The 22,125-nt window shown below is 50.3% G+C and carries 17 protein-coding genes; 14 read left to right on the top strand and 3 right to left on the bottom strand.

The genetic code is table 11. The features are described from left to right. The first annotated feature begins 104 nt into the window (after positions 1-104). Positions 105-1,571, top strand: coding sequence for a hypothetical protein (locus TH63_RS07050; protein WP_197088652.1), 1,467 nt, complete (start codon positions 105-107; stop codon positions 1,569-1,571). 46 nt (positions 1,572-1,617) lie between these two features. Here the strand turns inward: TH63_RS07050 and TH63_RS07055 are convergent, their stop codons facing one another. The 3 genes from TH63_RS07055 to TH63_RS07065 all read right to left on the bottom strand — a co-directional run bounded on the left by TH63_RS07055 (position 1,618) and on the right by TH63_RS07065 (position 5,107). Beyond that, the gene (locus tag TH63_RS07055) at positions 1,618-3,024 is read right to left on the bottom strand and encodes an exonuclease domain-containing protein (protein ID WP_048920329.1); all 1,407 of its coding nucleotides are present in this window, start codon (positions 3,022-3,024) and stop codon (positions 1,618-1,620) included. A 351-nt stretch (positions 3,025-3,375) separates the two neighbouring features. Continuing rightward, positions 3,376-3,843 (bottom strand): ferritin-like domain-containing protein, encoded by a 468-nt coding sequence (locus TH63_RS07060; RefSeq protein ID WP_048920330.1) that lies wholly within the window; start codon positions 3,841-3,843, stop codon positions 3,376-3,378. Positions 3,844-4,006: 163 nt separating this feature from the next. Next, positions 4,007-5,107, bottom strand: a complete 1,101-nt coding sequence (locus tag TH63_RS07065; protein WP_048920331.1) for an AI-2E family transporter — start codon at positions 5,105-5,107, stop codon at positions 4,007-4,009. A gap of 323 nt (positions 5,108-5,430) precedes the next feature. Between TH63_RS07065 and TH63_RS07070 the strand changes: the two genes are divergently transcribed. From TH63_RS07070 to TH63_RS19785, 13 genes are all read left to right on the top strand, one after another. Next, entirely contained in the window at positions 5,431-7,302 is a 1,872-nt protein-coding gene (locus tag TH63_RS07070) for a DNA topoisomerase IV subunit B (protein WP_048920332.1), read from the top strand. Beyond that, entirely contained in the window at positions 7,295-10,042 is a 2,748-nt protein-coding gene (locus tag TH63_RS07075) for a DNA gyrase/topoisomerase IV subunit A (protein WP_082161584.1), read from the top strand. The genes TH63_RS07070 and TH63_RS07075 overlap by 8 nt, the downstream gene beginning before the upstream one ends. Before the next feature lie 122 nt (positions 10,043-10,164). Then, the gene (locus TH63_RS07080) at positions 10,165-10,896 is read left to right on the top strand and encodes a tetratricopeptide repeat protein (protein ID WP_048920333.1); all 732 of its coding nucleotides are present in this window, start codon (positions 10,165-10,167) and stop codon (positions 10,894-10,896) included. Between the two features lie 437 nt (positions 10,897-11,333). Further along, positions 11,334-13,802 (top strand): DUF5686 family protein, encoded by a 2,469-nt coding sequence (locus TH63_RS07085; protein WP_156180461.1) that lies wholly within the window; start codon positions 11,334-11,336, stop codon positions 13,800-13,802. Positions 13,803-13,904: 102 nt separating this feature from the next. After that, positions 13,905-14,975: a tetratricopeptide repeat protein gene (locus TH63_RS07090; protein WP_048920335.1), complete on the top strand. Its 1,071-nt coding sequence runs from the start codon at positions 13,905-13,907 to the stop codon at positions 14,973-14,975. Positions 14,976-15,024: 49 nt separating this feature from the next. Further along, the gene (thrS, locus tag TH63_RS07095) at positions 15,025-16,962 is read left to right on the top strand and encodes a threonine--tRNA ligase (RefSeq protein WP_048920336.1); all 1,938 of its coding nucleotides are present in this window, start codon (positions 15,025-15,027) and stop codon (positions 16,960-16,962) included. A 112-nt stretch (positions 16,963-17,074) separates the two neighbouring features. Further along, positions 17,075-17,605, top strand: a complete 531-nt coding sequence (gene infC / locus TH63_RS07100; protein WP_225840869.1) for a translation initiation factor IF-3 — start codon at positions 17,075-17,077, stop codon at positions 17,603-17,605. A gap of 23 nt (positions 17,606-17,628) precedes the next feature. Beyond that, positions 17,629-17,823 (top strand): 50S ribosomal protein L35, encoded by a 195-nt coding sequence (rpmI, locus tag TH63_RS07105; RefSeq protein ID WP_048920338.1) that lies wholly within the window; start codon positions 17,629-17,631, stop codon positions 17,821-17,823. Positions 17,824-17,905: 82 nt separating this feature from the next. After that, positions 17,906-18,250 (top strand): 50S ribosomal protein L20, encoded by a 345-nt coding sequence (gene rplT / locus TH63_RS07110; RefSeq protein ID WP_048920339.1) that lies wholly within the window; start codon positions 17,906-17,908, stop codon positions 18,248-18,250. A 242-nt stretch (positions 18,251-18,492) separates the two neighbouring features. Continuing rightward, positions 18,493-19,320 (top strand): DUF5602 domain-containing protein, encoded by an 828-nt coding sequence (locus TH63_RS07115; protein ID WP_048920340.1) that lies wholly within the window; start codon positions 18,493-18,495, stop codon positions 19,318-19,320. A 304-nt stretch (positions 19,321-19,624) separates the two neighbouring features. Next, a complete protein-coding gene (locus tag TH63_RS07120) occupies positions 19,625-20,008 on the top strand; it encodes a rhodanese-like domain-containing protein (protein ID WP_048920341.1) in 384 nt (127 codons plus the stop codon). A gap of 231 nt (positions 20,009-20,239) precedes the next feature. Beyond that, positions 20,240-20,755 (top strand): PH domain-containing protein, encoded by a 516-nt coding sequence (locus TH63_RS07125; protein WP_197088653.1) that lies wholly within the window; start codon positions 20,240-20,242, stop codon positions 20,753-20,755. A gap of 273 nt (positions 20,756-21,028) precedes the next feature. After that, complete coding sequence (locus TH63_RS19785) at positions 21,029-21,796, top strand: SOS response-associated peptidase (protein ID WP_053093752.1); 768 nt, start codon at positions 21,029-21,031, stop codon at positions 21,794-21,796. Positions 21,797-22,125: the final 329 nt, after the last annotated feature.

Raw genomic sequence — 22,125 nt, forward strand, 5'->3', positions numbered from 1 at the left:
TCCTGAAAAGAAAATCATGCCCGTTGCGCAGTCTTCTGGCCCTGACCTTTCTTTTGCTTTTTTGCCCTCTGCTGTCTTTTTCTCAGGCCACAGATTCTACCATCATGGTGGCCGCCGGCCCCCATTATCTGAAAAGCCCTTTCCATAGATTCTGGTTCGGGTCGCATTACCGCAAGGTTTGGGCACAGCCCGTGCAGGCGCCTATTTTCAGGTTAGGTCAGTTTAAAGGTGGCGTGACGCCTATCCAGCAGGGGGGCAGTTTCCAAACCAGGAACCTTAGGCTGGTAGACGCGCAGAAACGGGAATACGTACTGCGCTCCATTGACAAAGACCCGTCCGTGGCCTTGCCTAAGTTTTTCCAGAAAACGTTTGTGGCTAAGATGATGCGCGACCAGACCAGCGTGATTCATCCATACGGCGCGTTTATCGTGCCTACCCTGGCTGATGCCGCCGGCGTGTACCATACCAATCCGCAGTTGGTTTACCTGACCCAGGACAAAGCCCTGGGCGAGTATGAAGGCGAGTTTGCCAATATGTTGATGCTGCTGGAAGAAAGGCCAGACGGTAACTGGGAGAACCTGGAAAGCTTTGGGAAACCCAAAGACGTGGTGAGCTCCCGCAAAGCGTTTGAGAAGTTTATCGCGGACCCCAGCCACCAGGTAGACAGCAAAAGGTACCTTACCTCCCGGCTCTTTGACATGTGGCTCAGTGACTGGAGCCGGCGCGAGGACCAGTGGCGCTGGGGCGTGGCCAAAAAGGGCGGAACCACCGTTTATTCCCCCATCCCGCGGGACCGGGACCATGCCTTTTTTAAGTTTGATGATGGCGTGCTTACCTTCATCATGAGCCTTTTCAAACCCAATTACCAAACCTTTGACAGAAGTATTTCTGCGAAAAATGTAAGGGGCCTGATCAAAAGCTCCAAGGAAATGGACGCCTATTTGCTGGCTTACCTTTCAGAAGAAGATTTCCAGATGGCGGCCATAGAGCTCCAGCAAAACCTGAATGACGCCGTGATTGAGAAGGCGCTGCAGCAGTGGCCTCAATCCATCCGGGATTTGTCTGCCAAGGAGTTTACCAAATTACTGAAGGCTCGTAGAGAAGATCTTCCTCGGGCTGCCACTGCGTTTTACCGACTGCTGAACCAGAAAGTGCATTTGGCCGGCACCAACGAGAAAGACTGGTTTGAGCTTAAGTTTCAGCCCGACGGAAAGCTGCTGGTAAAGCACTGGGCCGAAGAAAAAGATGAGGAAAGAAAGCTGCTGAATCAGAAAATGTTTTCGCCCGCAGAAACCAACAGCATTGCCGTTTATGGCCTGGGCAAATCCGATGACCTGGTGCTTTCCGGCAACGGACCCAACAAGATAGAAATCCAGTGGTACGGCGGCGAAGACACGGATGCCCTGAAAGTGGAAAAGGACTGGAAGATAACCGGTAAGAAGCTGAAACTCCTGGACGAGGGCGACGGCAATGACTACACCAAAGGCAAGTACATTAATGTAAACGAATACCAGCCGCGCGCTAAGGAATTTGACGCCGAAGGCTGGCTGCTCCGGTATCGCCTGCATTAACACGTTTCGGGGCTGTTTTACAGAAAACAGCCCCGAAACAGAAAAGCTATGCTTGTGAAAAGTCTATGATCTTGTCGCCGTGCTTGGTGCGCATGTACCCCCTAATGATCTGCTGGGTGTCTTTGTTGTCATTGTAGTGCTTGATCACCTCCTTGAAGTCTTCCAGGGAACTGGCGCTGAACGTCTCATCAATGTACCCGAAGCCCAGGTAATGCCCGTTCTCCACGCAAACCACAGATTTCTCATCCGCGGAGCGGCCCTTGCCCACAATCACGAAACTGTCATAGTCATACTTAAACGCGTCAATAGACTCTATCACGCGCTTGTTATATTCCTCTGGAGATTCCTTGCCTATACAGGCCCCTTTGCATTGGTGCACCTGGTAATCAAAACACGCCCCCGGCGATTTATACAGGTCGCATAGCTTCTGGCACAGGTTGTACTTAGCCACGCGGTTAAACAGAAAATTCTTGGCCTGGAACTGGTTGGACATGGTCAGCAATGGCGGCACCTCAGTCTTCGCTTTCTGGAACGTCAGGCGCAGGTAGCCGTCCTGGTCATAATAGGAAAAGATTCCCGAGTGGTACACGCTCCGGCGCTGGGCACGGTTATAGAACGGTTTTCGTTTCTTGATCTCATCAGACTCAAACAGCAGGGCCACCAGCTCGCTGCCGGTGCGCACATAGGTGATGCTGGCAATGCGGTTCTTGAACTCAATGGACTTGCGGCTCTTGAAATCAATGCTGAAGTGCTGGATAATCCGCTTGCGGATACTCTTGCTCTTGCCCACGTAAATAATCTCGCCGTGCTCGTCATGGAAGTAATACACGCCCGCCTCTAAGGGCAATTCATCCACCATTTCCCTTGAAATATTGGGCGGAAGGAGCGAGGTCTTAATGTCTTTGGTGAAGGAGGGCTTCTCCAGCAGTTTGTCGTCCTGGTCGGCGTCTACCTTGTTCTGATCTATTTTGAGCAGGCGGTCAAACAGCACGGCAGTGGCTTCGGCGTCACCGATGGCCCGGTGGCGCATCTGCAACGGGATATCTATGCTCTTGCAAAGTTTGCCCAGGCTGTAAGACGGAAGGCCGGGGATGAGTTTTCGGCTAAGGCGCACGGTGCAAAGCGTTTTGCGCTGGAAGGTAAACCCCAGGTCGGCGAATTCCTTTTTGATGAAGGAGTAGTCAAACCGCACGTTATGGGCCACAAACACGTTGCCCTCGGTGATCTGCACAATCTGCTTGGCCACCTCATGGAACTTGGGGGCGTCGCGCACCATCTCATCGGTAATGCCGGTGAGCTGCGAAATGAAAAAAGGGATGGGGCGGCCAGGGTTCACCAGGCTATGGAACTGGTCCACTACCTGGTTGCCATCATGAATGAAAATGGCGATCTCCGTGATTCGGTCTTCAGACGGCTGCCCGCCGGTGGTTTCTATATCTACAATAGCGTACACGCGCTTCTCTTAAGGTTTGGTAGCGGCACAACCGCTTTGTTCATAACCCATTTACAGGGCATATCGTTTCATTTTGCCTCCCCGCCAAACGCGCCTGTTAGAACGCGGTAAATATTAGCTGCTACTTTCTATAAACTGCTTAGGTACTGTTTCTGTTTTGAGCCTGTTTTCCTGAAAACAGGCCTAAAACGCAAGGGTAGGGTGCATTATCTTTAACCTTCTTAAACTCAGAACCGAAAGATAGAGGGTGTGGGCATTAAAAAAGCAGCCTTTCGGGCTGCTTTTTTAAATGTATACATGTTCAAGGGAAAGTACTCCTGCCGTTAAAGCAGAGATCCTTTGCCCCAGAAATTAAAGCGCTTGTTTCAAAGAAGTAATGGTCTGCTTGGCGGCCTGAATCTCCATCTGCTGTTTCTGCACAATGTTTTTCACGTCCAGGGGCAGGGGCTCATTCAGGGCATTGTTGTAGGCTTTAAGCGCAGCCTCGTCGCCGGTTTCGCACTCTCCCAGAATGGCTTTGCTGTCATTGGCGCCAACGGCAGCTTTCAAGTTGATCCAGCCACGGTGCACGGCTCCGGCTGCTTCCATGGCCACGCCTTCCACGGTAGTGGTATGGGAGGTAGAGCCGCCTAATTGCTGGGCTTTGCTTTCCAGTTCGCTGGCGAATACCGCGCGTTGCTGGGCCAGCCTATGAAGTTCAGATTTTACCCGTGGGTCAGCTACGGCGCCGGCGGCGGTCTCATAGCCTTTTTGTCCGTCGCGGGCGGTTTCTACTAAGTCGTTTAAGGTGTCAAGTACTTTGCTGTTCATGTTATCCATAGTGGTAGGAATATAGGTGGTTAGGTGTTGGGTACTGCCTTTTGGTTGGGCAGAAGAAATTGATTTTCAATCTCTCAGGTACCTCCACATATACTACCGCCTACCCTTATTTGTTGCGGCGTATAACGCTCGTTTTCTGGAAAACAGGCCTAAACCAGACAAGCTATATTTCTTTGTTGCGCCGCTTCAGTTTCTTGAGCAGCTGGTTTTCCTTGGGCCCTTGGTTAATGTCATTCAAGAGAAAACCAAACGGCTGCAGCGGGCCATAGGCATCAAAGATCACCTTGAGAATGGCAATTACCGGGATTGACAGAATCATGCCCGGTGCCCCCCAGATCTCGCCACCTATAATTAAAGCCAGAATGGCGGCGAAGGGGTTGATGCTCACCTTAGAGCCCACCACATACGGCGTAATGAAATTCCCTTCCAGAAACTGGACAAACGCGAAAATGAGAATAACGATCAGCATCTTGCCCGGCGAGCCGGTGTCTACCAGCACAAACAGCGCCGGGAGCAGGGCCCCCAGCATAATGCCAATGTATGGGATAATGGTCAGGATGGCGGCAAACACCCCAAAGAAAATGGCATAGTCCACGCCCATGATCAGAAGTCCCATGGAATTCAGCAGAGACACCACCAGAATCACAATGAACAAGCCCGATAGGTACCCCTGCACCACGCGCTGGATATTGTCTACGGTGTCCATGAGCGGTCCCCGGCGGTCTTTAGTGATGAACTGAAACATGAACTGCCGCAGGTGGTCGCGGTAAAATAGCATACAGAAAACGTAGATAGGGATAAGCGAGATAACCGTGAGTGCCCCGGTGGTGAGGGAGATGGTGCTCCCCAGGAAGGCGGTGCCCGTCTGGGTCACGTTCCCCAGCGCCTTCTGCAGAAACTCTCCTTTGTTGGTGGGCTTAATGCCAAAACGCTCATACAGGAAAATCTGGAATTTATTGACCAGGGCACTGAGTTTAGTGTTGATGTCTGAAAGCTCGGATGAGAAGCTGCCAATCTGCGCCGATAGGAACCAGATGACCAGGGTGAGCACCGCTATCACCAGTACAAGGGACAACACAATGGCCAGGGAACGGGGCATTCTCCTTTCCAGGGATTTATTAATGGGCAGCAGGAGCAGGGCAAACAAGGCCGCAAAACACAGAGGAATCAATACCGCACTGAAGAGCTGCAGAAAGTGAAGCAGCAGGAACAGGCAAAGCAGGATAACAGTATATTTTAGGTAGGTGGGTAATTTAATATCCATAGAAAGATTTAATCAAGAACAGCGGGAAATTTATATTAAAATGCTAAAAACAATAGCATTTAAGGCTTGTTAATGGGCGATTTTCTTCTTAAATTAGCTAAAATTTTAAGCAAAATAGCATGTAATGAATGAACTGCCAGGGGTTGGATTTGGTTACAAGTTTAATCAAACTAACCCATTGCAAACCCAGGCTCCTTTCTCTTATTTTGCGCTTCTGCCATAAAGGGTTAGGCATAAAAAAAGGCCTTTCCTCTTATCTAATGGCAAAGTACACGCAAATTTTCTTTTATTTTACCTAATTCTACTAAACCCTAAAGTTCCCTATGGCTGAACTGACTAATGTAACTTACAACGAGGATAGCATCCGCTCCCTTGACTGGCGCGAACACATCCGGCTGCGCCCGGGTATGTACATCGGCAAGTTAGGTGACGGCTCCTCTCCCGATGATGGGATTTACATTCTGGTGAAAGAGGTGATTGACAACTCCATTGATGAGCACATGATGGGGTTTGGTCGCACCATTGAAATCAAAATATCTGACCACAAGGTAATTGTGCGTGACTACGGCCGCGGTATTCCGTTGGGCAAGGTGATTGACTGCGTGAGCAAGATCAACACCGGCGGTAAGTATGATAGCCGCGCCTTCCAGAAATCGGTGGGTCTGAACGGGGTGGGTACCAAGGCGGTGAACGCCTTGTCTTCGCACTTCAGAATCCAGTCAGTGCGCGAAGGCCAGACCAAGGTGGCTGAGTTTGAGCGCGGCGAGTTGGTGAAGGACGAGGCCCTCCAGGAAACCACCCAGCGCAACGGCACCACCACCGTGTTTGTGCCGGATGACACTATTTTCAAGAATTACCACTTTATTCCGGAGTTCCTGGAGAACCAGATCTGGAATTATGTGTACCTCAACGCAGGTCTTACCATCCATTTCAACGGGCAGAAATACCTCTCTGAGAATGGGTTGAAAGATCTGTTAGGCCGCAAGATTGCCGAGGAGTCCATGCGTTATCCTATTATCCACCTGAAAGGGGAGGACATTGAGTTCGCGATCACGCACGGCAACGACTACGGCGAGGAGTATTATTCCTTCGTGAACGGGCAGTACACAACCCAGGGCGGTACCCACCTGGCAGCTTTTAGAGAAGCAGTAGTAAAGACCGTGCGCGAATTCTACAAGAAAGACTATGATGCCACTGATATCAGGGGCTCCATTGTAGGCGCTATTGCCATACGCGTGCAGGAACCGGTGTTTGAAAGCCAGACCAAGACCAAGCTGGGTTCCATTAACGTGGCCCATGAGGGACCAACGGTGCGTAACTTCGTGAATGATTACGTGAAGGAACACCTGGACAATTACCTGCACAAGAACCCGACCGTGGCAGATGCCCTGCGTCGGCGGATTGAGCAGAGTGAGCGCGAGCGCAAGGACATGGCCGGTATTAAAAAACTGGCCAACCAGCGCGCCAAGAAAGCCAACCTGCACAATAAGAAACTACGCGACTGCCGGTTCCACTTCGCAGAAAGCAAAGACCTGGAGAAAGAGGCGTTGACTACCCTGTTTATCACAGAAGGGGACTCGGCTTCAGGATCCATCACCAAATCCCGCAACGTGGAGCTGGAGGCGGTTTTTTCTTTGCGAGGAAAGCCGTTGAACTGCTTCGGGTTGAAGAAAAAGGTGGTGTACGAGAACGAGGAGTTCAACCTGCTGCAGCACGCCCTCAACATTGAGGAAGGGCTGGAAGGTTTGCGCTACAACCGCGTAGTAGTGGCCACCGATGCCGACGTGGACGGAATGCACATCCGATTGCTTTTGATGACCTTTTTCCTGCAGTTCTTCCCGGACCTGGTGAAGAACGGGCACCTGTACATTCTGGAGACGCCGCTCTTCAGGGTGCGCAACAAGAAGGAGACCATCTACTGCTACAATGAGCAGGAGAAGCAGAACGCCATCCGCAAGATAGGCAAGGCCGCTGAGATTACCCGCTTTAAAGGGTTGGGAGAGATCTCGCCGGAGGAGTTCGGTAAATTTATTGGAGAGAACATCCGTCTGGAGCCGGTGATCATGGGCAAGACGGAGCAGAACATCCAGAAGATGCTGTCTTACTTTATGGGCAAGAATACCCCGGAGCGGCAGCAGTTTATTATTGAGAATCTCAAGATAGAGAAAGATATAGTGGAGGAGGTATATGCTTAACGAAGAATTGGAAAACGAAAACAATTTAGAGCTGGACAGCGAACTGGCCGGCGAGGAGGTCATCCATGACATTACCTCGGTCTCTGGCTTGTATGAAAACTGGTTTCTGGATTATGCCTCTTACGTGATTCTGGAGCGGGCCGTGCCTGCCCTGGAAGACGGTTTTAAGCCGGTGCAGCGCCGTATCATGCACGCCATGAAGGAAATGGACGATGGCCGTTTCAACAAGGTGGCCAACGTGATAGGGCAGACCATGCAGTACCACCCGCATGGTGACGCCTCTATTGGCGATGCCATTGTGAACCTGGGTCAGAAGGACCTGCTCATTGAGACCCAGGGAAACTGGGGCGACGTACGCACTGGTGACAGCGCGGCGGCACCGCGTTATATTGAAGCCCGCCTCACCAAGTTTGCCTTAGACGTAGTCTTCAATGGCCAGACCACGGAGTGGCAATTAAGTTATGACGGCCGTAAGAACGAACCGGTGACCTTGCCGGTGAAATTCCCGTTGCTGCTCGCGCAGGGCGTGGAAGGGATTGCCGTAGGCCTGTCCACCAAGATCATGCCCCACAACTTCCGGGAACTGATCAGGGGATCTATTGATGTGCTGAAAGGCCGTAAAACCACGCTGTTGCCAGACTTCCCTACAGGTGGTATGGCTGACTTTACTAACTACAACGGTGGGGGCAGAGGGGGGAAAATACGCCTGCGCGCTACCATTGAGAAAGTAGATAAGTCGTTGCTTGTGATCCGGGACGTGCCATATGGTACTACCACCACCGCCTTGATGGACTCTATTGTCAAGGCCAGCGAGAACAACAAGATCAAGATCAAGAAGGTAGTGGACAATACCGCCGCCGAGGTGGAGGTACAGGTGCACATTCCGCCCGGAATCTCGCCTGACCTGACCATTGACGCGCTGTACGCCTTCACCGACTGTGAGATCTCCATCTCGCCTAACACCTGCGTGATCATTGAAGACAAGCCCCGTTTCCTGAACGTGGACGATTTGCTGCGCATGTCAACTGTGAAAACCGTAAGGTTACTGGAGCGTGAGCTGGAGATCAGGATGGGCGAGCTGGAGGACAAGTGGCACCAGAGCTCCCTGGAGAAGATTTTCATTGAGAACCGCATCTACCGTGACATTGAGGAGTGTGAGACCTGGGAAGCCGTATTGGAGGCCATTGACCTGGGCTTGAACCCTTACAAACCTTTGCTGCGCCGCGAGGTGACACAGGAGGATATCATCCGCTTGACAGAAATCAAGATCAAGCGGATTTCTAAGTTTGACGCCTTCAAGGCAGACGAGTTCATCAAGAAGCTGGAAGCCGAAATGGCTGAGGTAGCCGATAACCTGGCTAACCTGACCCGTTACGCCATCAGTTATTTTGAGGGCTTGCTGGCCAAATATGGAAAAGGCAAAGAGCGCCGTACCCAGATCAGAACCTTTGATGTGGTGTCGGCCCAGAAAGTGGCGGTGGCCAACCAGAAACTGTACGTGAACCGCAAAGACGGCTTTGTAGGCTATGGCCTCAAGAAAGACGAGTTTGTGTGCGACTGCTCAGACATGGATGACATCATTGCCATCCGGAAGGACGGTAAGTTCATGGTGACCAAGATCAGTGACAAGACCTTTATGGGCAAAGACATTCTGTATGTAGGCGTCTACAACAAGAATGACGAGCACATGGTCTACAACATGATCTACACCGATGGCAAGACCGGAATCGCGTTTGCCAAACGCTTTGCCGTGACCTCCATTACCCGTGACAAGGAGTATGACCTGACCAAAGGCGAGAAGAACTCTAAAGTGGTTTACCTCACGGCCAACCCTAACTCTGAGTCTGAGTTGGTGAGCATTACGTTGCAACCGGCCGCTGCCGCCCGAGTGAAGCAGTTTGACTTTGACTTTGCTGAACTGCTCATTAAAGGCAAAGGCTCACAGGGTAACATAGTGACCAAACATCCTATCAAGAAGGTAGTACAGAAGGCGCTGGGTGAATCTACCCGGGGCGGACGTGAGATCTACTATGATGAGGTGATTGGCCGCCTGAACACCGAGAGCCGGGGCCGCTACCTGGGTTCCTTCAACACCGATGATACCATCCTGGTGCTCCACAAAGACGGTTCGTATGAGCTGACCGGGTTTGACCTGACTAACCATTATGACGTGGCCAATATTGAGGCCATCCACAAATTCAGCCCAGACCTGGTAGTGTCTGCGGTGTACACAGAAGGGGAGACCAAGGTGACTTACGTGAAGCGCTTCCAGGTGGAGACCACCACAGTCGGCAAACGGTTTACCTTTATCAGTGAGACAAAAGGCTCTAAACTATTGGCAGCATCGGTGGCAAAAGAGCCCAAAGCGGAGATTAAATTCCAGCGCGATAAGAAGTCTGACAAAGAGACGGAGATTTTGTTGCTGAGCGAGTTTATTGATGTGAAAGGCTGGCGCGCGATGGGTAACAAGCTGAACTATTTCAAAATCTTTGCCGTGAACCTGCTGGAGGAAGAAAGAGCAGAGGCTGTAAAGGTAAAAAATAGTACAAAACCAATTAAAACTGTAAAGATAGAGCCTAAAATAACTAAAATTGTAAGTCCTTCATATTCAACAGGTGATGAAGTTTTGCTTGATTTGGAAAGCGTAAAACCTGATTTGGAAGTAGCCGTAGAAACAGAACAAATCGGGGATCTACCGGTACCACCCAAAAAGGAGAAAAGGCAACTCAACCTGTTCTAGGAATTTTGGATTAGTTTCCGTAGATTACCCTTGCGTTGTACTAAAGTTACATCATTGAAGGGTATATGCGGAGCAAATTTAGACTCGTACTTTTATTATTTACCATACTAAGCTTTCCAGGCTTGGCCTCTGCAAACGGAGGACTAGGCCTGGAAAAGCTGTTATGGGAAGCCAATCAATTATTCCTGGAGCACAAAGACGCGGAGGCGTTAGAGAAATATGAGCTTCTGCTGGCTGCCAACCCAGAGCAGCAGGAAGCCTTGACCAAGGCCAGCATTGTCTGTGGCCGCATTGGCAACCGTTTTCCAGATGACACCCACAAGGGCCTTTATTTCCAGAAAGCCTATTCTTTTGCCAGCACTGCCTGGGGCAAGGACAGCCTGGAGGCCGAAAACAATTTCGTGATGGCCCTGGCGCTCAGCAACCTCAGCCAGACCGCTTCTTTAAAAGAGCGCATGCTTCATATTTGCCAGACCAAACGGTACCTGGACAAGGCTCTTTCCGCAGATTCTTTACATGCCGGCGCCTGGCATTTACTGGGGCGCTGGGCCTATAAAGCCGCCAATCTTTCCTTCGCTGAAAAATCTGTCATCAAACTTATCTCACAGGAAGCACCTTCAGAGGTAACCAATGAGTTGGCTATTGACGCCATCTCAAAGGCTATTGCCATTGATCCCAACAACCTGGTGTATTACTATGACCTGGCCCGGGTGCAACGGGAAGCTAACCTGAAAAGCGAATGCGTGAACACTCTGCAACGGGCCATTGACCAGAAACTGGTAACCACCGAAGATCTGGAACTAAGCAGAAGGTGCAAAGTGCTCCTGAAAGAGGTACTCCGGATTAGAACCTAATCAAAAGCATTACCCCATCAATAAGAAAGGCGCCCTGGAAAGGCGCCTTTCTTATTGATGGTAAAAACCTAATCGTGAGAATAAAAGGCATAGACATTCTTGATCCTAGAAAACAGTAAGATCTTGGTGATGGGAATGGCAATACGCTTCTGAATCTATTACTTCGGCAAAAACTTGCTTAATTTTTTGACCCTAAATCCATATTTGTTTTGGGGTCGTTTTCGGGAAAACAGGCCCAAAACGCGTGCCTAAAAAGGCTTGAAATAGGAAAGATTTGGCAAAACCTGAACGCGTCTATTGAGAGTGAACCCAAATCTATATAAACCGGAGTTAAATCTTTAAGGAATTCTGGATGGGCAGGTTATTGAAATTAATAGTGTAGGTTGAATATTAAAACTTAACATATTTTTTATATTAGTGATCCAAAAAACCAGCGGGTGAGAAAACTACCAATCTATTTCCTTTTCCTATTGAGCGGTATGCTGGCCAAAGCACAGACCGCTCCGTTAATAGGGAAAGTGGTGGACACCGACAGCCAGAAGCCGCTGGATTACGTGACCGTTCATCTTCACAAAGCCAAGGCCCCGGTGTTCACAGATGAGGCCGGTACTTTTACTCTCAGAAAATATTCTCTCTCAGATACCGTCACTTTTGCCTTAATGGGGTACAAGCCCTTGAAAAAAGCGGTCTCTGCCTTGCTTAAAAACAGTACGGTGCTGCTAGTCCGCCAGAGCTATGCCCTCCAGGAAATTGTGGTGAGGCCCAAGGAGAACCCGGCTTACCGGATTATTAGGGCCGCGGCTAAAAATAAACACCTCTATTTACCAGAGAACCAGGCGGCCATTCAATTCAGGACCTATACCTTAATGAAGGGCAGTATTCTGGAAAGTGACGCAAAAGACAAAAAGAAGCATTTTTCAAAACGGTACGCCCCTTACCTGGATAGCCTCAAGCTTCTCCCGTCTACAGGCCGTACCGCCTCTCTGCCTCTTTTCCAGTCAGAGTCTGTTAAGGAGATTTTTTACAACCGGCAGCCCCGTAATTCCAAGGAAATATTGATAGCCAGTAAGGCCATTGGGGTGGGTATTGAAAAAGAAAGCCAGATCTCCCAGTTGTTAAATGCCCAGGCAGAGCATTTCTCCTTAAACCAGAACTGGGTGCGCATGTTTGACAAGGACTTTGTAAGCCCTATTGCCAACCAGTGGGCTAGTTACTATGACTATGATCTGCAGGACAGCGTAGAGACGGCGAGCGGTAAAATCTATCAGATCAATGTATCGCCCAAACGGCACCAGGACCTGGCCTTTGAAGGTACTATCTGGATAGCGGAAGGGACGTATTCTTTGCGCCGGGTGGATCTGCGCCTACACAAAAGGGTGGCCCTTAATTATGTGACGGGGCTTCATATTGTGCAGGCCTGGGATGAAAAGAATCCCTCGCTGCTGCCCATCTCCAGTAAGCGAAGGTTTCAGCTTGCCGGCTTCCCGGGATCAGATGTGCGGTTGTTCGTGGAATCTGAGACCGCGTATTCAGACGTGTTATTGGGGCAGCCCAAGCCTGAGGCTTTTTTCGATGCGACCCACCAGGTAAGTGATTCGGCCCTGAAGTATAAAGAGGAGTTCTGGCAAAGCGTGCGGCCCGAGGAGTTTACGCCCGCGGAGTTGAAGCGCGTGGAGGCCATTGCCAGCATCAAGAAATTACCAGAGATCAGGAGCGCCGTGAAACTGATCAGGGTAGTGGTAGAAGGCCATATGCCCCTGAATGAGAAATTTGAGTGGGGACCGGTCTTTGGCGCCTATGTGTTTAACAAGCTAGAGGGTCACCGGTTTCAGTTTGGCGGCCGCACCACCCCTGAGTTCCACCCAAACTGGATCATGAACGGGTACCTTGCATATGGCACCCGCGATAAAGCCGTAAAAAGCCTGTTCAACCTTAGGTACGTAGCAGACCGGGAGCAATGGACGGAATGGGGGGCAAGTTACCTCAACGATGTGGGTCCCGCCGGCATGGACCTGAACAACAGCCAGGTGAGCAGCCTTTTCTTCTCCACATTCCGGTGGGGGCAAATGAACTTCCCTTACCAACAGGAGCAGATGCAGCTATGGGGCGAGCGGGAGTGGTTTCAGGCGTTCAGGCAACGGGTCACTTTCAGGAACACCCGCTACAATCCCGTTTTTGACGCGGCCACGCTGGGCTCTGAAAGTCAGGACCCCAAATATGGTGGCTTTACCACCACAGACGTGACCCTGAACCTGCGCTATTCCCCAGACCGAAAAATGCTGATCCGGCATCATGAGAAAGTGGCCATCTCCAATTCCAACGCACCCGTGATAGGGCTGGAGGTATCGGCGGGTTTGAGTGGGGTTATGAACTCAGATCTGTCTTACCAGAATATTTCGCTTTCAGTGGAGCAGCGGGTGCGGGCCGGCATTTTTGGCTACGGCCGGTATTACCTGAAAGGGGGCAAGACCTTTACCAAGGTGCCGCTGCCCTTGCTGCAGGTGCCCCTAGGCAATGAGACGCCTTTCTTTATTCTGCAAGGGTATAACCTCATGCCCTACTTCTCTTTCGCCACCGATGAGTTTGTGTCGCTACGGTATGACCACCATTTTGAGGGTGCCTTTTCACTCACTAACCGGTTGCCGCTGCTCAGGAAATCAAAACTGATTCTGGTGGCCGGTGGGGCCGCACTGTATGGGAGACTGACGGACAAGAACAAACCCGCTGAGACGAAAGGCAACCAAAGTAACTTCAGGGGGCTGGGCCGCGATCCCTACGCCGAGGTGAACGTGGGCTTCAAGAATATTTACCAGCTGTTTAGGGTAGACCTGGTACATAGGCTTACGTACCGCGAGCTGGACGCGCCCTTATGGGGACTGCGCCTGTCGGTTTCAGTGAACCCCTAACGTTTTTCATCTGTTTTGAGAAAAACAGCCCTAAAACAGCCCGTAACTAAACCGGAAATGGTACCTTCGCCTCATCAATTTCTATTGGACCCTTTCCTGCGCATGCGTCATTCTTTCTGGCTTTTAGTCCTTGGAGCTTTTCTGGCCTCGGCCTGTTCCCAGAAATCTAAGGAGGAGCATATGTTTTCTCCCGGCAAGGTAGACAGCAGCGTTCCAACCCAGATAAAGGAGATTACCCGGGCCCTGGAGCAAAGGAACGCGCCCCCCGAGTGGTTTGTGAAACGGGCCAAACTGTACCTGGCCATTGACAAACCCCAGCAGGCGTTCAAAGACCTTTCCTCTGCCACCACCCTTGACCCGGGCATCGGCGAAGCCTATTTCTGGAAAGCCAAGATTCTGGCCGAACGGCAAGAATACCAACAGGCCATGAAAATGATGCTGCAGTCTCAGGAGTTTAATTTCTATTCCCCAGAGTCTGAGGCTATCTTAACAGAAACCTACGTGGGCCTGAAATTGTATGACCGCGCGCTCAGCCATGGAAACAAATCTATACGGTTAAGCCCCGGTGAGGCCAAGTACTACGTGCTGCTGGCCAAGGCGCAGGCGGGAACCGGAGACACGGCGCGGGCGTTGTTTAACCTGAACCGGGCCCTGGTCCGGGACTCTATGTCGCTGCCGGCCTTTAGGGAGTTTAGTGCTATTTATACCGCCAGAGGGTTGTATGAGAATGCTATCCCTATGGTGCAGGTTGGGGTAAAGAAGCAACCTCAGGATGGCTTTTGGTGGCAGCAGCTGGGTAAGTATTATTTGAACCGCAACCTTACAGATACCGCGGTGGCCTGTTTTAGCCGGGCGGTGACTTTGCAACCTGAACAGCCGGAAGGCTATGCGGGGCTGGGGGAGGCCTGGTACAAGAAGAGACAATACAGCACCGCGCTTCCGGAGTTACTGAGGGCCCAGGAATTGGGCTTGCCCATGACCGAACATAACCTCTGGATTCTGGCTTCGTGCCTGGAATGGACCGGGCAGAAAGAGGCCGCCCGGCAGCATTATGTTTTTTTAACCAGAAAATATCCGCAGAACCCGCGCTATAGTGTAGCTTTGCAGCGCATCACGCGGCCCGTGGAGCGGCGCATTATCATAGATACCTTGAGCGCCAAATCTGTTTTTTAGCTATTTTGCGAAAAACAGGCCCAAAACGAAGAAGTTTACTACGTGCAATATGATTAACATCACCTTACCAGACGGTTCGGTCCGTGAGTACCAGGATGGCGTAACCGGCATTGAGATTGCAGCCTCCATTAGTGAAGGCCTGGCGCGTAACGTGCTGGCCGTGAAAGTGAATGGCCAGGTGTGGGACCTTACCCGTCCTATCACTGAGAACGCCACCATCCAGCTACTCACCTGGAATGATGACGAAGGCAAGGCTACGTACTGGCACTCTTCGGCCCACTTAATGGCCGAGGCGCTGGAGGCTTTGTACCCCGGCGTGAAGTTGGGCATTGGTCCCGCCATTGAGAACGGCTTCTATTATGACATTGACTTAGCCGACGATAAAACGCTTTCCAGCGAGGACTTCCCGGCTATTGAGCAGAAGATGCTGGAACTAGCGCGCCAGAAAAGCGAGTTTACCCGCCGCGCGGTGAGCAAGGAAGAGGCTATTGCGTATTTCACTGAGAAAAACGATCCTTACAAGCTGGACCTGCTCAAAGACCTGCAGGACGGAACTATTACATTCTATACCCAGGGTAATTTCACAGACCTTTGCCGTGGGCCGCATATCCCTAACACCGGGTTTATTAAAGCCGCCAAGCTCATGAACGTGGCCGGTGCCTACTGGCGCGGCGATGAGAAGAGCAAGCAGCTGACCCGCGTGTATGCCATCACTTTCCCTAAGCAAAAGGACCTCACCGAGTACCTGGAGCGCCTGGAAGAAGCCAAACGTCGTGACCACCGCAAGCTGGGCAAGGAAATGGAACTGTTTGCTTTCTCTGAGAAAGTGGGCATGGGCTTGCCGTTGTGGTTGCCCAAAGGCACTATGCTGCGCGAGCGCCTGGAGCAGTTCATGCGCAAGGCCCAGATGAAAGCCGGCTACCAGCCGGTGGTAACCCCACACATTGGTTCTAAGGAATTATATGTGACCTCAGGCCATTATGAGAAATACGGCGCGGATTCTTTCCAGCCGATCAGGACGCCAAATGAAGGGGAGGAGTTCTTCCTGAAACCCATGAACTGCCCGCACCACTGCGAGATCTACAAGACCCGCCCAAGGTCTTACAAAGAGCTTCCGGTGCGGCTAGCCGAGTTTGGCACCGTGTACCGCTACGAGCAAAGCGGCGAGTTGCACGGCCTCACCCGCGTACGTGGCTTTACCCAGGATGACGCCCACATCTTCTGCCGTCCAGACCAGGTGAAGGAAGAGTTCACCAAAGTAATTGACCTGGTGTTGTATGTGTTCAAGGCCCTGGGCTTTGAGGATTACACTGCCCAAATCTCCTTGCGTGACCCAGAAAACAAGGCCAAATACATTGGCTCAGATGACCTATGGGAAAAAGCCGAGCGCTCTATTATAGAGGCCGCCCAAGAGAAAGGACTGCCAACGGTAACCGAACTAGGCGAAGCTGCGTTCTATGGACCTAAGCTGGACTTCATGGTGCGTGATGCCCTGGGCCGTAAATGGCAGCTGGGAACCATTCAGGTAGACTATAACCTGCCGGAGCGGTTTGAGCTGGAATACATTGGTTCAGACAATGAGAAGCACCGTCCGGTAATGATCCATCGGGCACCATTTGGTTCTCTGGAGCGCTTTGTGGCTGTCTTGATTGAGCACTGTGGCGGTAATTTTCCGTTGTGGTTAAGTCCAGACCAGGTAGCCATTCTGCCTATTTCTGAGAAATTCCATGACTATGCCCACAAGGTAAATGAGTTATTGGCCGAGCAGGACATCAGGGGGTACATTGATTCCCGTGATGAAAAGATTGGCCGTAAGATCAGAGACGCTGAAGTGAGCAAAGTGCCTTACATGATTATTGTAGGGGAAAAAGAGCAGGAAAATGGCATTGTGTCCGTGCGCAAACACGGCTTAGGCGATATGGGCAGCATGCCGATTGATGCCTTTGTGAGTAACTTCAAAGCCGTGTTGGCCGAGATGCTTAGTTAAAAAATATAGAAGATTTCTTTTATATAAAAGGGAAAAACGCGATATTCGCACCCTGATTGTGAAATATTAAATTTTAGGAGGTACAACTATTTCTACTAACAACAGACGCTACGTGCCACGTGGCAAGGTCGAAGAACCTTATCGTATCAATCAGCGCATCACCGGCGTCCGCGACGTGCGGGTAGTGGGGGAGAACGTGGAGCCAGGTGTATACAGCATAGACCAAGCCCGCCGTCTTGCAACGGAACAGAATCTTGATTTGGTGGAGATTTCACCAAAGGCAGATCCGCCGGTTTGCCGTATCATTGACTATTCAAAGTTCAAGTACGAGCAAAAGAAGAAGCAGCGGGAAATGAAGGCCAAAACCACTAAGGTGGTGATGAAAGAAATCAGGTTCGGTCCGAACACCGATGACCACGATTTCGAGTTCAAGCTGAAGCACGCCCGTCAGTTTCTGGCAGAAGGCGCAAAAGTGAAGGCCTATGTGCACTTTGTGGGACGTACCATTGTCTTTAAAGAGCGCGGCGAGTTACTTTTGCTTAAATTTGCCCAGGCCCTGGAAGACGTAGCCAAAGTAGAGCAGTTGCCTAAGCTGGAAGGGAAACGAATGTTCCTCTTCCTGGGACCAAAAGTGAAAAAATAACAGTACACTTTATATACACCCAAATGCCAAAGATGAAAAGCAAGTCAGGGGCTAAGAAGCGATTCACCCTGACAGGTACTGGCAAAGTAAAGCGTAAACACGCTTACAAAAGCCACATCCTGACCAAGAAGACCACCAAGCAGAAGAGAAATCTGACTCACATTGGTTTAGTTAGCGAAGCTGACCAGGCGAACGTGAAAAGAATGCTTGCGTCTTAACCCAATCAATTTAATTATTGTTTCAACGAGAACTGGTAACTAAGAATTAAACCGAAATCACCAGCCTCAAAAAATTTCAGAAATGCCTAGATCGGTAAACGTTGTGGCGGCCCGTCACAAAAGAAAAAGAATAATGAAAATGGCCAAAGGTTACTTTGGTCGTAGAAAGAACGTTTGGACAGTAGCCAAAAACGCGGTTGAAAAAGGTTTGCTTTATGCATACCGCGATAGAAAAGCGAAAAAGAGAGATTTCAGAGCTCTTTGGATCCAGCGTATTAACGCCGCAGCCCGTATTAACGGTCTGTCTTACTCCCAGTTTATGGGCGGTTTGAAAAAAGCCAACATCAACCTGAACCGTAAAGTTTTGGCTGACTTAGCTTTGAACCATCCAGAAGCTTTCACCGGAATTGTTGAGAAAGTGAAATAAGCTTTCCTGCTTATACTATAGAAAAGCCCGACTCATTGTCGGGCTTTTTTTTATGCCCGAAATTCTGTGGCACTAAGGCGCTTCTGCACCTGCAAAGGTTATCCTTGCTACATCAGAAGCAATGAAGCAGATGAAGTAAGTGTTAAAGGTCAAATTAATATTGGAAATGTTATTTAAATAGGTAAATTTTAATCCTTCCAATTCACCTTTCCCATTTACTCATTCTTAAATCTGTTTCACTTATGGAAAAAATTGCACGCTATCCAGGGTTTATAGCCAAAATACTGTTGGCAGGAGTTCTTCTTTTCTCGGCCGCATGTAGTGAGCAGGAGGTAGTGGAGCCAACCAGCACCGTTGCTTCCCAAGGCCTGTCTAACAAGATGAAGGAAAAGACTTTCTATGGGCCGGCTACCCCTATGGGCAAGGGCGTGGCCCGCGCCTGGGTGTCTGTTAATGATGAGGGAGAGCCTACGGCTGTTGGGGTTAACATTTCTGCCAAGGTAGTAGACAATCTGGGCATGGAGCCAAAGGTGTTTACCCTCAGGTTACCCAAGCAGGCAGAGGCCACCTTGTATGAGTTTGTGAGCCTGGACTGGAACCCGGGAGGGCATCCGCCTTTTGGCATTTACAACGTAGACCACTTTGATCTGCATTTTTATATGATTCCGGAGGAGGAAGTGATGGCGATCCCGGGCATGGACCCAGGCATGCCGGGCAGCTTTAATTTTGACACGCCCGTTCCGGCGCAGTTTGTCCCCTGGAGATATGTAATGGACCCGGGTATTGTTCCTGCTATGGGCGTGCATTGGGGAGATTGGAATGAGCCGCAGTATAACGGGCAACCCTTTACCAGAACCATGATCCTGGGTTCTTACCAAGGGGAATTCATCTTCCATGAGCCCATGTTTACCCTGGATTACCTCCATACCAAGCCCAACATAGAAATCCCTATCCCGCAGGCCTCCGCTTATCAGAAGCCCGGCTACTATCCACTTAGCTATTCTTTTATGTATAGTGACACGCCCAAAGAATATACCATTGCGCTGACAGACCTGACCTGGAAGGAGTAAAACACAATCTGAGATACAAAGTCGGCCGGGAGCGTTCCCCGGCCGACTTTGTTTTTAGGGACTGGGTATTTTTTGGAATGGAATGGGTAATGCTGGTAAAGGCGATTTCTTAATGAGTAAATACTTGGCGTATAATTGGTATTGAAGGCCAATTGTGAAACTGTATTCCTTCATTAATCAGGAAGACTTTGGCCTGCTGTCAGGTTCTAGGTTTTTCTTCTTTCAAAAGCAAACCTTAACCATTCCCTTTCGCTATACTATAACTATATAAATAATAAATTAAACTATAAATAGCTATGTAGTTATGGAACAAAAATCTGCCACTGATTTGGTGAAAGAAGCCAAGCAGGAAATAGAGAACCTCTCACCGGAGCAGGTGAGCGAAGAATTATCAAAAGGCGATGTCACTTTGATTGACCTCCGGGAAAGCGAGGAACTGTCGCAAAACGGAAAGATAGCCGGGTCTGTGCATGCGCCCCGCGGTATGCTGGAATTCCATGCTGATCCTTCACAGCCTTACTATAAACCAGTGTTCGACAAAAACAAAAGGCTGATCTTGCACTGCGCCTCCGGTGGCCGCTCCGCGTTGGCTACCGCCACCTTAAAGAAGATGGGCTTCCAGAACGTTGCCCATCTGGATGGCGGCTTCAAGGCTTGGAAAGATGCGGGCAAACCAGTGGTGCATTAAATAAGGTAAGAGTTACTGGCTAAAACTTTAGGCTAAAAGTATTTTCAACTCTACACCAGGTGCTACCCTTGGGAGGAAGAGGAATGTTTCATGCATTCTGGTGGTGACTCTTGCCTGGTAGCCGGGGCCTGTCTGGGAATTGCTCTAAAATGGGTAAGTTTACCGGATACCTCTGCCCCGCAGGCAAAACGCCAGATGCAATCTGCTAATTACCCTACCGTCTATCCACCCATGGAATACAAAGCCTCCCTGGATTCCTTTGCCAAGGTAATCACCGCCGGCACCGTGCTGTTGTTTTTAGCGCTAGGTTACAAAAGCGTGAAAGCCCTGGCGGCTGCGCCGAATGATATGACCACTTTGTTGATACACGGCGGGCTGCTGTTGTTCATGGCAGCTATTCTGCTGGGTTGTTACCTTTACGCCCCGCAATCCTATCGGGTAGGGGCCAATTACCTGGAAATAGTAAGGCCCGCCCAAAACAAACGAATAAACTTTACGGACATACGGGAGATCAGGGCGTTGGCCGGTCCTGAAATGAACGGGGTCATCAGAACCTTCGGGGTAGGCGGGCTTTTCGGTTACTTCGGCAAATACTACAGCCCCGGCCTGGGCAGCATGACGTTCTACGCCACCCAACGGAACAACCGACTAATCATAGAGACGCGCCAAGGGAAGAAAATGATCCTTACCCCAGATAACCCTCAACTGCTGGAGCACCTGGAAGCCCAATTGGCTACCAAACGGTAAGCTTCAAAAGCGTATTTGGGCAAGGGTTTCGCTAAGGCTCCTTCATCTCTGCCCTTGCCAGGAATTCATGAAATAGAAATAAAGGAGAGATAGCCTTTGATATTACGTCTTTGATACAAGGTGTGAATCTTACCATAAATGGAAAGGGTAGGAACTAAAGCACTTTTAAGAGAGCGGCTGTTTTAGGGCTGTTTTCCTGAAAACGGCCCTAAAACGCATTGGGCCGGGTATCTTTTTCGTATATCTTTAACCATAACCTTAAAGTGAACGCATATGTGTGGCCGCTATTCCTTCAGTAAAAAGAAAGTACCCCTTGAGCACCGGTTTGCCGACAAACTGGAGGGGCTAGCCTTTGAGCCCAACTTTGACGCGCGGCCCTCACAGAAATTGCCGGTCATTATCCCCAATGCCCCCAAAGCCATTATGGCTACCTGGGCTTCGCCCGAAAAGGAACCCGACGGCAAGCCTACGCTGCCCTTCAACGTGCGGCAGGAAAACCTGCTGTACATTCCGCGGTTCAAGGCGCTATTGCCAGACCACCGCTGCATTATTCCCGTGGACGGCTTCTTTGAGTGGAAAGAACTGGAGGAAGAAATCGAGGAACCCTCAGCAAATGCACCGGCTCCGGTAGATCTGGGGCTGGACTTGTTCGGGAACCCCATCCGGAGCAAAGAGGAGAAAAGCCGAGCCAGGAAAGCGAAACCCCACAAACAGAAATACCGCTTCACGCTCAAAAATGAGGAACCCTTCGGCCTGGCCGGCCTGTGGCGCGAAAGCCTGCTGCCCGATACCGGGGAGTTGGTGCCGTATTTCTCCATTATCACCACTGGGGCCAATGAAGCAGTGGAGCCCTACCATGACCGCATGCCCGTGATCCTGACCCCACAGGCCGAGGAAATCTGGCTGAACAACCGCCTGGAAGAAAAACAATGGTATAACGTGCTCAAACCCTATGACTCCCGGCAAATGTCGGTGATGGCCATTGATGAATATGAAAGCACGCTGGGCAATTACGTAACCCCGGCCCTCAACTCCAAATAGCGTTTTAGGCACATTTTCGGGAAAACGGGCCTAAAATAGCTTTCCTTTCTTCTCAGTACAAGCAAGTAACCAAGACGTTAAAAAGGCTTTCGCCTGATGGCTAACTAGTGCATGGTGCTCATAGGTTAGAGGGACACTTCCTGCTGCCTAGACTCCCTGCGCCCAGTCAATGTTTGCTCGCTACCTAAATTCTATAAATCTATATTGCTAAATATGTTAGTAAGTTTGTGAATAAATAACTCTCATATATTTAGCTTTTCTATATCTAACTTCCGTATTTGCTAACATAATTAGCTTTTAAGAGGCTCTTGGTTTTAGCTTTTCCCGGA

Origin of the sequence: Rufibacter radiotolerans (assembly GCF_001078055.1) — a bacterium.
GTDB classification, from domain to species: Bacteria; Bacteroidota; Bacteroidia; order Cytophagales; family Hymenobacteraceae; genus Nibribacter; species Nibribacter radiotolerans.

Coding starts and splice junctions, on each gene's coding strand:
- TH63_RS07050 (WP_197088652.1), top strand. CDS start 105: ATGGTGGCCGCCGGCCCCCATTATCTGAAAAGCCCTTTCCATAGATTC.
- TH63_RS07060 (WP_048920330.1), bottom strand. CDS start 3,843: ATGGATAACATGAACAGCAAAGTACTTGACACCTTAAACGACTTAGTA.
- TH63_RS07065 (WP_048920331.1), bottom strand. CDS start 5,107: ATGGATATTAAATTACCCACCTACCTAAAATATACTGTTATCCTGCTT.
- TH63_RS07070 (WP_048920332.1), top strand. CDS start 5,431: ATGGCTGAACTGACTAATGTAACTTACAACGAGGATAGCATCCGCTCC.
- TH63_RS07075 (WP_082161584.1), top strand. CDS start 7,295: ATGCTTAACGAAGAATTGGAAAACGAAAACAATTTAGAGCTGGACAGC.
- TH63_RS07090 (WP_048920335.1), top strand. CDS start 13,905: ATGCGTCATTCTTTCTGGCTTTTAGTCCTTGGAGCTTTTCTGGCCTCG.
- thrS (WP_048920336.1), top strand. CDS start 15,025: ATGATTAACATCACCTTACCAGACGGTTCGGTCCGTGAGTACCAGGAT.
- rpmI (WP_048920338.1), top strand. CDS start 17,629: ATGCCAAAGATGAAAAGCAAGTCAGGGGCTAAGAAGCGATTCACCCTG.
- rplT (WP_048920339.1), top strand. CDS start 17,906: ATGCCTAGATCGGTAAACGTTGTGGCGGCCCGTCACAAAAGAAAAAGA.
- TH63_RS07115 (WP_048920340.1), top strand. CDS start 18,493: ATGGAAAAAATTGCACGCTATCCAGGGTTTATAGCCAAAATACTGTTG.
- TH63_RS07120 (WP_048920341.1), top strand. CDS start 19,625: ATGGAACAAAAATCTGCCACTGATTTGGTGAAAGAAGCCAAGCAGGAA.
- TH63_RS07125 (WP_197088653.1), top strand. CDS start 20,240: ATGGAATACAAAGCCTCCCTGGATTCCTTTGCCAAGGTAATCACCGCC.
- TH63_RS19785 (WP_053093752.1), top strand. CDS start 21,029: ATGTGTGGCCGCTATTCCTTCAGTAAAAAGAAAGTACCCCTTGAGCAC.